The organism is Mucilaginibacter sp. cycad4, assembly GCF_034263275.1.
GTDB lineage: Bacteria > Bacteroidota > Bacteroidia > Sphingobacteriales > Sphingobacteriaceae > Mucilaginibacter.
The window spans coordinates 459,978-473,267 of record NZ_CP139559.1; the positions used below are offsets into that span (position 1 = coordinate 459,978).

Annotated in this window: 11 protein-coding genes; 5 read left to right on the forward strand and 6 right to left on the reverse strand. The window is 41.9% G+C overall.

Annotation, left to right across the window (positions count from 1 at the left end; all coding sequences use genetic code 11):
- Window positions 1-261: 261 nt before the first annotated feature.
- From SNE26_RS02025 to SNE26_RS02040, 4 genes are read right to left on the reverse strand one after another with little or no spacing between them, the layout of a single operon-like run.
- A complete protein-coding gene (locus tag SNE26_RS02025) occupies window positions 262-909 on the reverse strand; it encodes a response regulator transcription factor (protein ID WP_321557714.1) in 648 nt (215 codons plus the stop codon).
- Window positions 910-936: 27 nt separating this feature from the next.
- The gene (locus tag SNE26_RS02030) at window positions 937-1,743 is read right to left on the reverse strand and encodes a histidine kinase (protein ID WP_321557715.1); all 807 of its coding nucleotides are present in this window, start codon (window positions 1,741-1,743) and stop codon (window positions 937-939) included.
- On the reverse strand, window positions 1,727-2,392 hold the full coding sequence (locus SNE26_RS02035; protein WP_321557716.1) for a hypothetical protein: 666 nt from the start codon (window positions 2,390-2,392) through the stop codon (window positions 1,727-1,729). Before SNE26_RS02035 ends, SNE26_RS02030 begins: the two co-directional genes overlap by 17 nt.
- Before the next feature lie 24 nt (window positions 2,393-2,416).
- Complete coding sequence (locus SNE26_RS02040; protein ID WP_321557717.1) at window positions 2,417-2,965, reverse strand: hypothetical protein; 549 nt, start codon at window positions 2,963-2,965, stop codon at window positions 2,417-2,419.
- Between the two features lie 410 nt (window positions 2,966-3,375).
- Between SNE26_RS02040 and SNE26_RS02045 the strand changes: the two genes are divergently transcribed.
- A complete protein-coding gene (locus tag SNE26_RS02045) occupies window positions 3,376-3,924 on the forward strand; it encodes an inclusion body family protein (protein ID WP_321557718.1) in 549 nt (182 codons plus the stop codon).
- A 92-nt stretch (window positions 3,925-4,016) separates the two neighbouring features.
- Here SNE26_RS02045 and SNE26_RS02050 read toward each other — a convergent pair whose 3' ends face one another.
- Complete coding sequence (locus tag SNE26_RS02050) at window positions 4,017-5,123, reverse strand: hypothetical protein (RefSeq protein ID WP_321557719.1); 1,107 nt, start codon at window positions 5,121-5,123, stop codon at window positions 4,017-4,019.
- A 372-nt stretch (window positions 5,124-5,495) separates the two neighbouring features.
- On the opposite strand from SNE26_RS02050, the gene SNE26_RS02055 reads away from it, so the two are divergent.
- The 3 genes from SNE26_RS02055 to SNE26_RS02065 all read left to right on the forward strand — a co-directional run bounded on the left by SNE26_RS02055 (window position 5,496) and on the right by SNE26_RS02065 (window position 10,686).
- A complete protein-coding gene (locus SNE26_RS02055) occupies window positions 5,496-7,994 on the forward strand; it encodes a glycoside hydrolase family 9 protein (protein ID WP_321557720.1) in 2,499 nt (832 codons plus the stop codon).
- Between the two features lie 4 nt (window positions 7,995-7,998).
- Window positions 7,999-9,573 (forward strand): AGE family epimerase/isomerase, encoded by a 1,575-nt coding sequence (locus tag SNE26_RS02060; protein WP_321557721.1) that lies wholly within the window; start codon window positions 7,999-8,001, stop codon window positions 9,571-9,573.
- Between the two features lie 525 nt (window positions 9,574-10,098).
- Window positions 10,099-10,686 (forward strand): RNA polymerase sigma-70 factor, encoded by a 588-nt coding sequence (locus SNE26_RS02065; protein WP_321557722.1) that lies wholly within the window; start codon window positions 10,099-10,101, stop codon window positions 10,684-10,686.
- 16 nt (window positions 10,687-10,702) lie between these two features.
- On the opposite strand, the gene SNE26_RS02070 is transcribed toward SNE26_RS02065, so the two are convergent.
- A complete protein-coding gene (locus SNE26_RS02070) occupies window positions 10,703-11,041 on the reverse strand; it encodes a hypothetical protein (RefSeq protein WP_321557723.1) in 339 nt (112 codons plus the stop codon).
- Between the two features lie 60 nt (window positions 11,042-11,101).
- Between SNE26_RS02070 and SNE26_RS02075 the strand changes: the two genes are divergently transcribed.
- The gene (locus SNE26_RS02075) at window positions 11,102-13,285 is read left to right on the forward strand and encodes a TonB-dependent receptor (protein WP_321557724.1); all 2,184 of its coding nucleotides are present in this window, start codon (window positions 11,102-11,104) and stop codon (window positions 13,283-13,285) included.
- Window positions 13,286-13,290 lie beyond the last annotated feature (5 nt).

Genomic DNA, 13,290 nt, shown 5'->3' on the forward strand with positions numbered 1-13,290 from the left:
ATCAATCAGTCCGCGTTTTGTTGTAAAAATATCAATGAAAATTGTATTTTTTATCAAAGTGGCGAATTTTAATTGATGTATTTTTATTTATTGTTGGTTTTGACGGTTTTAAACCTGATAAAAAATGTTTTTATTGAATAAAAAAAACAGATTGATTGTTTTTGTGGTCTCTCGTATGGGTGTATTTCGTGTGTTTATTTAAAAATGGAGTTTTATTTTAAAAAATAGTATAACAAATGGTATCACTAATTTAAAAAAGTATCAGATTATTCCGTTTTTTACAGCAAACATTACCAGCCCGGCGGTATTACGTACGCCTACCTTATCTATCAGGCGCTGCCTGATCCCTTCAACCGAACGCGGACTAAGGAAAAGCTGCTTACCCATTTCGTTGGCTGTTTTTTCGGCGCAAATCAGTTTCAGTACGTCCTGCTCCCGTTCGGTAAGTTCAACGCCCTCTTTAAAGGATGGTTTGATGTTGCCTTTTATCACCAGTTTTTTTAACAGTGCGTTGCTTACAATACTGTTAAAGTAATAGCCTGTTTCGTGTACCGAATATATCGCTTTCCTAATCTCTTCTGCCTCGGCATTTTTTAGCAGGTATCCGTTAGCGCCAATCTCCATTAAATGGATCACGAACTTTTCGTCATCGTACATGGTCACTACTAAGATCTTTATATCCGGATAGGTCTTTTTGATGAGTTTGGTAGCTTCCATACCATCCATAACAGGCATTTTGAGGTCCATGATAATTACATCAGGCATGTTGGTTTCAATACCCTTTATTAAGTCTTCACCGTCTGCTGCCTCAAGTATTACTTCCAGGTTTTCATCCTGGGTAAGGCCAATCTTCAGGCCATCCCTGTATATGGTGTAGTCATCGGCTATGGCAATTTTTATAGGTTTCATCGCCTTGTTTTTGAAGTGTTATAATGGTTAAATAGTAATTGTTCGGGGGATGCTGATATTAATGTAGTATCCCCCGGGGTTGTGATTGAATGATACTTCGCCTTTTAACAAAATGATGCGGGTTTGGATGGCCTTCAGGCCAAGGCCCTGCTTATTAAACTTTAGTTCTTCATATTGTACATGGCTTAACCCTTTTCCATTATGAAAAATACTGATGTTCAAAGCATCCTGGTTATAAACTGATGTGATGTGTATTTTTTTAGGCCTGGCGTGTTTAAGTATATTGTTCATTAACTCCTGCACCATGCGGTATATGCTTATATCATTTTCATTGGCCTGGCTTGTGTATGAATCGTCAAGATCGGTAGTAATAAATATGAGATCATTGTTTGCTATTTTTTCGGTAAAATGCCGGATAGCTTCATTTAACCCAAACTCTTTCAGGATACTTGAATGCAGGTTGTGCGAAATTCCGCGTACCTGTTTAATAGCCATATCAAGCAATTCCTGCCCTTTTTCATACCTTGGCTCGTTGTTTTTATCAATAACGTTAATCTTTACTCCTTGTAAATGCAGTTTTGATGCCGATAAAATGGCGCCCACCTCATCATGCAGCTCTTCGGCAATGCGGTGGCGTTCTGTTTCCTCGCTGCGTACAGCGGCTTCGATCAGCTGGTTTTGCTGGGTTTGATGCAGCTTTTGTATTTTTTGCTGATACTGGTATTTTTTACGCTGAAAAAATATAAAAATGAGCAATATACTGGCGAATAAAGAAAGCATAACCGCAATACCCATAAAGAGCAGAAGTCTGATATCGTCATTCGTTTGTTTCATATAACCCTTTCGCTATAAATACACATAAAATGGTATAGGTGAAATTGTGGATGTTCCACAAGCTTATGGCAAAGTTGTGCAGGCGCAGGGTGAGTTCATTGTACAGCAGAAAAATGAAAAAGTTTACCGTGTAATAAATGCCCAGGCCGGTTACTATCCAAAAGTCGGGCTGTTTTTTACCCGGTTCTTCATCGTCGGTTATTTTAAACAGGTAATACTGCATACAATAAAACATCATAATTACTGCCTCAAATGATAGTAATCTGCTACTCAATTGCCCGTAATCAAAAAAGTTTTGGTAAAAACTGAAATTGATAAGCACAAACCCTAAAAAAATATATGGTGCAATTCTTTTTGTTCGCGACAGAAACTGTTGGTTTAGCTTTATAAAAAACGAGCTGAACAATAGCACCCTGATTATAGAATGTATGTTATACAGGTAATTATTGGTATTATATGGGTGCGGTAAAATTGTTTTAAGCTTCCATATAGCGTCAATAGTTACATTAATTGCCAACGCAGTCCATAAATATATAACAACAGGTTTGTTAAAAGCAGGCTGTTTTTTCTTTAAACAAGAAATGGCCAGGGGAATGAGCAGCGCCCAAACCTCCGACCAGTCAGATATGCCTTTAATTAGCTGTTCCACTTTGCAACAGTTTTTTTAACGCTATTACATTTTTGCCGGAGGTGATGGATTTGAATCAACATCCCCGGTGTCTGAGTCGCGGTAATCAATAGATGCGCCGTTTTTTATGAGGCTGATGGCGTATACAAGGTGTTGGTTGGAGGCCATGATCTTAGGTGTAAAAACCAGGAAGTCATAATCACGTTTTTTTCCGCTATCGGTTGAGATAATCGCTATAATAGCTTTTTTGGTGAGGTACGTATTGCCTAAAACCACGGGGCCGGTTAAGTTAACAAGCGTATCTTTTGTAATAGCCAGCGTGTCGGGGTGCACCGGGTTAAGATAGCCTCCTGCTGTATCAAGAATATATGATACAAGCTGGTATGGTTTTTTAACATCATCAACCTGGGGGCTGTAAAACTGAAAAACAAAATTGTCGGTTTTAGCCGAGTCGAGCCAATGGTTAACCTGGGTAGCGGTGTACTTTACCTGCGCGAATTGAGTAGCCTGCCTGCATGATGTCATGGCAAAAAACAAGCAAATGGTAATCGCCAAAGCAATTGGTTTGAATAAGTTAAGAGGTCGTTTTTTCATGATATAATAGGTTTAATATGCAGGTAATATAGTTGTATTATTTGTATTTTATGTTGATAATAATAAATTATATAAGTGAGAAATTATTTATACTACTGTGAAAAAATTTCTCACTAATTATTTATTGTTCGCTTTGTTTTCTGCTGGTTTTCCTATATCGCAAAGTTAATAGGTGTGAAATAGTGTGAAAGGGTGTTTTTATGGTTTGCATACGTATAAATACTTATTTTTTTTATTCGGTATTTTTTCTCTAATAAGCCTGTTTAAATAAGCGGAGGTTTGTATTGTGATAAGCGAAGAAGAAAAACCGGTAAGAAGCGCTTCGGTCTTTTCCGCTCTGATCAAAGGAGCTAACCCGAAAATCCTTTAAAGAGTAGGGACATTTATTTATCCTAATAACCCTTTTAGTCATGGCAATTAACAGCGAATTTCTCTCCACCTCGCAGGAGATCATCAACATCCAGGTAGTTATCGACACCGATGCAATCACTACCGATTATCCAAGCCCAAGCCAGGATCCTAATGCTCCCACAGGCTTGCCTCATAGCTATATGTATATGGTTGCTACCCGCGGTAATACCATTACCGGTTCGGGCGGGGCCGACCTTAACATCAAAGCTGATGTAGGCGATGTTATACGCTGGTATGCGGTATCAGAGTATGGTAACTTTGATTCGGCCGTAGTTATTTACAAATTAGCATGGTATGCACAAGATGTAGTATTTGATGGCGAAACTTTCAATGTATACAACCGCACAGGTATTTTGCCAACTAATGGCACTGCACTTCCTGTTGGGTTCTCAGATCAAAATTTTTGGTTTAACCAGGCTACTGTAATTAACAAAGGTACCGAACAATACAACGTTCAGTTTGCACTTTATGTACGCCAGAGAGGCGTTAATGACCCGGTATTATTTGGTTACTATTACTGGGACCCAACCGTTACCGTACAAAGCTAATTCAGCTTAAACCCGAATTAAAAGAACAGGCACAGGCCCGGTTTATCATCATATGATACCGGGTTTGTGCCTGTTTTTATTAAAAGCTTTGTTTATTTTGTTTTACCTCCACCCCCTTTACTGTCATCTCCGTCGGGTTGGTCGGTTGGTTTTTCATTTCCCACGGTAGTTGAATCATGTTGCTCAGTTGGCTGGTCTTTGGTTGGCTCGGTGGCTTTTAACCCGGCATAGGTGCCTGCGCTTATGCCCATCATCAGCAAAATGTTGTTATCAAAATCGGGAAGCAGGTTTGATGATATGGTTTTTTGTATAAAGATCAGCCCGAACAAGATATTGAACAACACATTTTGAAGGCGCTGGATATTGATGCTGCTCCTGTCGGATAGGATATCGTGAAAAAAGCCTTCACTATGCGCTTTGGGATCAATTTCGGTTTTGGTTTTTTGGTCGTTTTCGATAACCTTGCCCGTAGCCATAGTTGCAGCGCTAATGCCCAGGATAGCGAGCAGCGAACCCGGGATATCAGGAAGGGCTCCTGTTTCATTACATATGTACAGATAAGTGACGCAAAAAATTACCGTCCAATACAGGAGTTGCGTACGGCTCAGGCTGTAGTATAAATTGCTGTCATCTTTTAAGATATTGTTTTTTAAACCCATTGCCAGGAAACCTGCCATTATAACTGCCATTACCCATACCCAAACCCTGCTTATTTTTTGTTTAACCTCAAGCTGTGTTTTTATTAAGCCTTTGGTTATGTACCCGCCAGAGTATCCTACTGAAAAATATACCGGGATGCGGGCCTTATCAAGAGATTTGCTGGCTAAAAACTGCACGGCCAGGTTCTGTACCGATTCATCTATTTTAAAATATACTATCTTTTCATAATCGTTGCTACTCCAAAAAGCAGTTTCTCCTACTTTGATGTCATCAACGTACAAGGTTTTGAACGAATCTATAGGGAGCGTAGTTTTGAGCCTGATAGCGATGATTTCATTGAGCCTGGCCGAATCCTTTCGTCCGCTTAGGTTGTAAATATTTAATATAGAATCGGGAAGGAATTTTGCTTTAGCTACTGAATCTTTTTTACCTATAGTGTTTTTTGCACTATCGGGGTTTGCAGGCTGCGCATGAACTGCTGCAGAGCAGCTAAGAAAAATAAATGCAGCCGCCAATAATTTAAAAACTTGGTTTTTCAAACAGGGGTTCAGTAACAGCCACGAAGCTGTTACAGCTAAGAATAACGGAAAGGCCATCGGTTTAATGATTGTTGCCTACTCTTTGATCCCTTTTTCGGCACACAGGTATTACTGGTAATCAAATTTAAATTAATTAATGAACAAAATGAATACCCGATATCAGGTATTTTAATTTTTAATTAATTGGTAGTAAGTGGATTGCGGCGCCGTAAACAGGGTTTTAATTGATAGTAATTTTTAATGTAAAATCCCTGTTATTGTATAAAATAGGCAACAAAAGGTTAATATATCATTATACTGAGCCCTTGCCGCAGAAGTATTTTTAGCCATGCAAATATCTTATTGCATATTACCGGTTAACCCATTATCCTGATGAGATCTAAATTTACCTTCACGACGATTATTACTGCCTGCTGTTTATTGCCCTGCTTTTTGTATGCACAGGTTAAGCCTGCTGTTAATTTAATGAAGCTTAACGCGCAGGAATATCTTGAATATAAGGGTGTAAACGTGATGCTTGCCCATGATTTTTATCCCGAAGGACATCAGGGTGGGGTAGGCATTATCCAAAACGGGCAGCGTGTAGCTACCAATGGCGATATCAGGCTGGAACCTACGCCGGGGCAATGGTCGCCTATTCCCAAAGTGGGTAAGCGGGTAGTTAATAAAACTACCGGCGAGGTAAGCGTACGCATGGAGTTCCCCAATCCGGATATGAACCGCCATGGTTTCAATCCCATCATTTACCCGGATCTGAATTTTGCTTATAATATCCGGGTAATCCCGGCAGGTAAAGCATTCAGGATCATTGTTGATTTGGACAAACCCCTGCCGGATAATTGGATTGGTAAAGTAGGTTTTAACCTGGAGTTATTTCCGGGGATCCTGTTTGGCAAATCCTATTATATGGATAAGCAGTTTGGCATCTTTCCACAGCAGGCCGATGGACAAACTTATATCGACAAAGAAGGCGAAATCCAGGTTATGCCTATGGCCGAAGGCAGAAAGCTCACTATAGTACCTGAAACCGATTTGCAGCGCATGACCATTGAAAACCTTTCGGGAGGTAACCTGCAATTGCTGGATGGCCGGGCTAAGCATAACAATGGCTGGTTTGTGGTACGTTCATTAGTGGCGAAAGGTGCGTCAAAAAATGCTATAGAATGGCTGGTAACACCAAATGCTGTCGACGGCTGGCAATCGCAGCCTGTGGTACAGGTATCACAAGTGGGCTATCATCCTGCGCAGCAAAAGATAGCTGTAATTGAGCTGGATAGGAATGACAAAAAAGTATTGCCGGTTTCGCTGCTGAGGGTAGATGAAAACGGCGGTTTGGTAGCCGTTCTAAAAGCTACGCCTAATAACTGGGGCGATTTTTTGAGATACCATTATCTGCAATTTGATTTTTCAAAGATCATCAAACCGGGCATGTATGTGGTGAAATATGGTAGCTATCAAACCGAGCCATTCCAGATCAGTACTGACGTATTTAAAAATGATGTATGGCAGCCAACGCTTTCATACTTTTTGCCAATACAGATGTGCCACATGCGTGTTAACGAAAAATACCGCGTATGGCATGGTTTATGCCATATGGATGATGCAAGGATGGCGCCAATAGATTCCAATCATTTTGATGGGTATATCCAGGGGCATAGTACGCTCAACAAATATAAACCGGGCGATAACGTACCATTTCTCGACCGTGGCGCATGGCATGATGCCGGTGATTTTGATCTGCGGGTTGAATCACAGGCAGAAACGGTTCATGGGCTTACCTTAGCATACGAGGCTTTTGACGTAAAGTATGATAATACCACTATCGACCAAAAGAACCACATTGTAGAAATCCACCAACCCGATGGTAAACCGGATATGCTGCAACAGATTGAGCACGGTTTGCTGGCTATAACCGGCGGCTACCAGGCAATGGGGCGTTTTTACCGCGGAGTTATTGAGCCAACCATCAGGCAGTACACCATTTTAGGTGATGCCGCTAATATCACCGATAACAAACCTTTTGTAACCAACGCTTCAAATACCGACCCTGTATTGAAAACTCCTGCCGCAGCTGATGACCGCTGGGTATTTACTGAGGACAATCCCGGCCGCTCATTAGAAACAGCCGCCGCACTGGCCGCTGCCAGTCGTGTAATGAAGGGCTATAATGACACGCTTGCTACACAATGCCTGCAAATAGCACAGGAGGTTTGGAAAAATACGCCAGATCAGAATTTGCGCCACCGCGTAGCTTTAGCCGTTGAGTTATTTATTACTACAAAAGATAAAACCTATGCCGATTACCTGGTAAACAATACTGATGCAATAGCCAACAGTATTGATAACACCGGCTGGTTGGTTGGCCGCACCATGGGATTGATCAATGATGCAAATTATCATGATAAAATAACCGAAGCTGTAAAGAAGCTCTACGCTCAAATTCAGCAGCAGGGAACCAAAACCCCTTATGGTGTTCCGTACGAACCTAATATTTGGGGAGCGGGCTGGGGGATCCAGAATTTTGGGTATAAACAATACTTTTTATACTCCGGTTTCCCATCTGTTTTTAGCGATACCTATATACTGCATGCCATTGATTTTGTGCTGGGCTGTCATCCGGGGGCTAACACAGCTTCATTTGTATCGGGAGTGGGCGCAAAGTCAATGACCACCGCTTACGGCTTTAACCGGGCCGACCGCTCATATATTCCCGGTGGCATCACATCCGGCACGGCGCTTATCCGTCCAGATTTTCCCGAACTGCTTAACTGGCCTTACCTATGGCAACAGGGCGAGTACGTTTTAGGCGGGGGCACTACCGATTACCTGTTTTTAGTTTTAGCAGCCGATCACGTTTTAAATAAAAAGTAAGCTTATGAAATTGAAGATCACGTTGCTTTCGGCTTTAATCGGTACCGCGTCGGTTGTATTTGCTCAAAATAATCAGGGCGAAAAGCAAAAGATAGCCCATGAAATGCAAAGATCGATGGTTGATGAACTGCTTAAACCCTGGTACCCCGCCGCTATTGATACTGCCGATGGTGGCTTTTTAAGCGCGTTTACATATGATTTTAAGCCAACGGGAAACCAGGATAAGATGCTGGTAACCCAGGCCCGGCATGTTTGGAGCAACAGCAAAGCTGCAGAGCTTTTCCCCGGTAAAAAATATTACATAGAAGGGGCTCGCCATGGGTATGAGTTTTTGCGGGATAGATTGTGGGATAAACAGTACGGAGGCTTTTACATTTTTACCGATAAACAGGGCAATCCTAAACAGGGTGGCTTTGCACCTAAGGAAGCTTATGGCAACTCTTTTGCTATTTACGCGCTTGCTGCATATTACCAGGCTTCGGGGGATAGCAGCGCGTTAAACCTGGCTAAGCAAGGTTTTTGGTGGCTGGAGAAACACGCCCACGACCCGGTTTATAAAGGTTACTACCAGCACATGCAGCGCGATGGTACGCCCGTTGTAAGAGATGCAAGCATAAAATCAACTGCCGAAACGGGCTATAAAGATCAAAACTCATCCATCCACCTGCTGGAGGCATTTACTGAATTGTATGGCGTATGGCCTGATAAACTGCTCAAAGCGCGTTTGGAGGAAATGCTGCTGCTGGTGCGCGATAAGATTACCAATGACAAGGGTAACCTCATCCTGTTTTTTCAACCCGACTGGACACCGGTTTCCTACCGCGATTCGAGCCTTGCAGTTTATAAGCAGCATCATAGCCTTGATCATATCTCGTACGGACACAATGTGGAAACGGCTTACCTGATGCTTGAAGCCTCACATGCTTTAGGCTGGGAGGATGATATCAAAACCTTACAGATAGGTAAGAAAATGGTCGACGATGCATTGGATAACGGGTGGGATAACAAGGTTGGCGGCTTTTATGACGAAGGTTATTACTTTAAAGATAAGCCCGGACTTACCATTACCGAGGATACCAAAAACTGGTGGGCACAGGCCGAAGGGCTCAACACCCTGTTCATCATGGCGGCCAAATATCCACAGGATAAGCATCAGTATTTTGATAAGTTTAAAATCTTGTGGCAATACACCCAAAACTACCTCATTGACCATGAGCACGGCGACTGGTACCAGGGGGGCATAGATAAGCAACCTCAATATAAAACAGCCCTCAAAGGGCAGATCTGGAAGGGAACTTACCACACCTTGCGCGCGCTGATGAACTGTATTATGCAGCTCGATCCGGATAAAACACCACCTACTGTACCGCGAAAGGTAAAACTGGTTAAGGCTACCGGTACTTTAAAATGGGGGGCATCTGAGGATAATAAGCGGGTGCTGGGTTATAATATTTATAGCAATGGCAAAAGGATTGGTTTTACACCATTAAATTATTTTATGGCGGGTGAAAATGGTAAGCTAAGTGTGAGGGCAGTTGATTTGGCGGGGAATGAGTCTGCTCTGGTTAAAGCTTTTTGATTATCTAATTCTGTAGATTCCTAAATCCTGTAAATTCTGATTCAGACAGCGTTAGGGATAGTAGCGGATACCGGCCAAGAGCGTAATGCCTGCAGGCGTATGAGCGGATAGCCCGGCCGAAGGCAACGCCATTATCTTAGTTTTAAATAGGCAAGCATCTATTAGAGTTACTCCCCAATTAAATTATTATAAGCAAGTCCATTAAAGTTCCGTTTATCAGATATATTATATAAATCGTATAACCTCTTATTTTATCATAACGATATTTTACCCCGTTCAGCAGCAAAAAATCTTATTTTGTGTCAATTTATAGTCAATATAAATTTGCCTCGAATCAAGTGAATCTATACATAAAATCCCACCTGTTTGCTGTAAAATCAACATTGCAACCTGTTTATCTTATTGTGTCAAAGCAACATAATGATGGTTTTATATTAAAAGTATTACAATTCACATCTTGTTAGTTGCCTTAATTATTTTGAGTTTTGCCAATCTTTTAACATTAATTGCCACGTTATTTAACAAATGAACGATTTTACCAGGCTGACTGAGGAGGAGTTGATAGGGTTACTGCAGCAGGATAAGCTTAGTGCGTTCAGGGAAATTTACCAGCGTTATTGGAAAAAGCTGTACGGCGATGCTTACAAACGCTTGAAAAATAAAGAACTGTGCGAGGAAGTTGTTCAGGAGATATTTTCAAATCTTTGGCATAAACGCCATACGCTGCAAATTAATACTACTATTGGCGGTTACCTGCACCTGGCGGTTTTAAACCAGGTGGTTGATCAATACCGTAAACAAACCATCAGGGCAAAACATACCGAGGCGCTTAAATTATTAACTACCGAGACCGATACCGGAACCGAAGATGCGATCATGCTTCGCGATCTGACCCATACGCTTGAAACCGAAATAAGTCATCTCCCTGATAAATGCCGGTCGGTTTTTGAATTGAGCCGTAAGGAATATAAATCCAACAAGGAGATAGCCCAGATGCTGGGAATCTCGGAAAAGACGGTTGAAAATCAAATTACCAAGGCAATTAAACGGTTGCGTTTAAGTCTGAGCCATCACATGCTGTGGGTGATGGCCATGTTATTTCACAAATTTTAACACTGCTTTTGATAAATCATTTTCCAAAGCCGGCAATAATTAAATAGCTTTGGTGCGTGAAAATTATTTGTTTCATCTTGTCTTTATATGTTATTATCCTTTCGGCTAAACCATGCTGCACAGATAAGGACTGCGTTGTTGTAAACAAGGAGGCTACAAGTAAGCAAGCTCCTAATGAAAAGGAGTGTTTTGGCTGTTCGCCCTTCTTTACCTGTGGCTCATGTTTAGGCTTCGTTGCGGGCAAAGCTTTGATTGTTAGTTTACCCGTGGTAACGGAGAGCGCTGCTAATGAATATGCTGCATATTGCCAGCCACGCATTACCAAAATTTCTTCTGCTATCTGGCTGCCTCCCAAATTAAGTTAATACCCGGCCTCCCGGCCCGTTTTCTGTATTCACTTAATTATAATAACATCATGAAAAAACTAACTGTGCTTTTTATTGCACTACTTTATACTACTATATCATACGCTCAAAATACATTTAAGGCCATTGTTAAAGATGGAAAGACAAAAGAACCATTAATTGGCGCTACTGCTTTAATGCCTGCAACGGGTAAAGGCGCCGCTGCCGACACGGGCGGGATGATAATACTTAACAATGTTCCCGATGGTAAACAGGTTATCCGTTATAGTTTTATCGGATATCAAACCCGGACAGATACAGTTATTTTCCCTCTAAACCAACAGGCCCCTGTACTTGTTTTTTTACAGCCCGAAAAGGAAGAAGGCGAAAACCTTGCCGAGGTTGTGATAGGCGCCACCCGCAGCAGCCGTACCATAGCAAACATCCCTACAAGGGTTGAGGTGATCTCGGGCGAGGAACTGGACGAAAAAGGAAATATGAAGCCCGGAGATATCCGTATGCTGCTGGCCGAAAGTACGGGCATCCAAACACAGCAAACATCGGCGACCAGCGGCAATTCCAGTATCCGCATCCAGGGCCTGGACGGTAAATACACACAGATCATTCGCGATGGTTTTCCGCTGTATTCTGGTTTTTCGGGTGGACTTGGTTTATTGCAGATAGCTCCGCTTGACCTGAAGCAGGTTGAGGTAATTAAAGGTTCATCATCAACACTTTATGGTGGCGGCGCAATTGCTGGGCTGGTAAACCTAGTATCTAAAACACCAACCGACGAGCGACAATTAAATTTCCTTTTAAATGGAACATCGGCTTTGGGACTTGATGCCAGCGGGTTTTATTCGCAAAAGTTTAAAGATATAGGCGTAACTATGTATGCGGCCTATAACCATGGCACGGCCTATGATCCTTCAGATATTGGTTTATCTGCCATTCCCCGGTTTAATCGCTATACTTTTAATCCCAAGTTGTTTTTTTACTTTAATGACCGTACAAAACTGATAGCGGGCATAAACTCAACTATCGAAAACAGGATTGGCGGTGATATGCAATATCTTAAAGGCCGGGGCGATGAACAGCATTCCTATTTTGAGGAAAACAAAACCGGTCGTTACAGTTCTCAATTGGAACTTGACCATACTATCAATGATAAGGAGAAACTTACAGTTAAAAACAGTGTAAGCTATTTTGACCGAAGCATTAACCTGTCCGCTTACAAGTTTTCGGGTTCGCAGGTTTCATCTTACAGCGAGGCTAATTACGCGTATAACAGCAGTAGAACCGATTGGGTTGTAGGGATAAATTACCTTACCGATAAGTTTACCGAAGATAAAAACAGCGCTTTTGCCCTGCGAAGCTATAGTTACAACACATTTGGTGCCTTTGTACAAAATACCTGGAATGCTACCGGTAAGTTTACCCTTGAATCGGGGTTGAGGGGAGATCACCATAGCAAATACGGCTTCTTTTTACTGCCGAGAATCTCCGGCCTGTACAAGATAAATGCTCATTTTTCGACCCGTTTGGGCGGGGGCCTTGGCTATAAAGCGCCAACTGTATTTACCGAGGATGCTGAGCGTGTTGAGTTTAGGAATGTATTGCCGATAGATGTAGCCAATACCAAAGCCGAAAGATCATACGGTGCCAATTATGATATTACTTATAAAACCGGTTTGTTTGATAACATGATGAGCCTGAGCATTAACCAGCTTTTCTTTTATACCCGTATTGAAAGGCCTATTTTGTTAACTACCCTAAGTGATGGCAATTTACAATACCTGCAGCCTCCCGGCGATTTGAATACCAAGGGCATCGAAACCAATATTAAGCTAACCTATAACAATTTTAAGCTGTTTATTGGTTATACCCTGGCCGATGTTACCCAGCATACCGGCAACAAAGTAACAAACTATCCGCTTGTATCCCGTAACAGGCTTAACAATGTGCTGGTTTATGAAATAGAGGGCAAGTTAAAACTTGGGGCCGAAGCATATTATTTCAGTCCGCAGCGTTTGAATGACGGATCGGTCGGTCGGGGATATTGGACAGCAGGTTTCATGGCCGAAAAGATGTGGAAGCACTTTTCGCTGTTTGTAAACTTCGAGAACCTGACTGATACCCGCCAAACTAAGTTCGGCCCGATATACACCGGCAGCATTACCGACCCGACATTTAAAGATATTTATGCCCCGCTGGATGGTTTTGTGGTTAACGGCGGCATAAAACTCAAATTGTAGTCAAT

Coding starts and splice junctions, on each gene's coding strand:
- SNE26_RS02025 (WP_321557714.1), bottom strand. CDS start 909: ATGAAACCTATAAAAATTGCCATAGCCGATGACTACACCATATACAGG.
- SNE26_RS02030 (WP_321557715.1), bottom strand. CDS start 1,743: ATGAAACAAACGAATGACGATATCAGACTTCTGCTCTTTATGGGTATT.
- SNE26_RS02040 (WP_321557717.1), bottom strand. CDS start 2,965: ATGAAAAAACGACCTCTTAACTTATTCAAACCAATTGCTTTGGCGATT.
- SNE26_RS02045 (WP_321557718.1), top strand. CDS start 3,376: ATGGCAATTAACAGCGAATTTCTCTCCACCTCGCAGGAGATCATCAAC.
- SNE26_RS02055 (WP_321557720.1), top strand. CDS start 5,496: ATGAGATCTAAATTTACCTTCACGACGATTATTACTGCCTGCTGTTTA.
- SNE26_RS02060 (WP_321557721.1), top strand. CDS start 7,999: ATGAAATTGAAGATCACGTTGCTTTCGGCTTTAATCGGTACCGCGTCG.
- SNE26_RS02065 (WP_321557722.1), top strand. CDS start 10,099: ATGAACGATTTTACCAGGCTGACTGAGGAGGAGTTGATAGGGTTACTG.
- SNE26_RS02075 (WP_321557724.1), top strand. CDS start 11,102: ATGAAAAAACTAACTGTGCTTTTTATTGCACTACTTTATACTACTATA.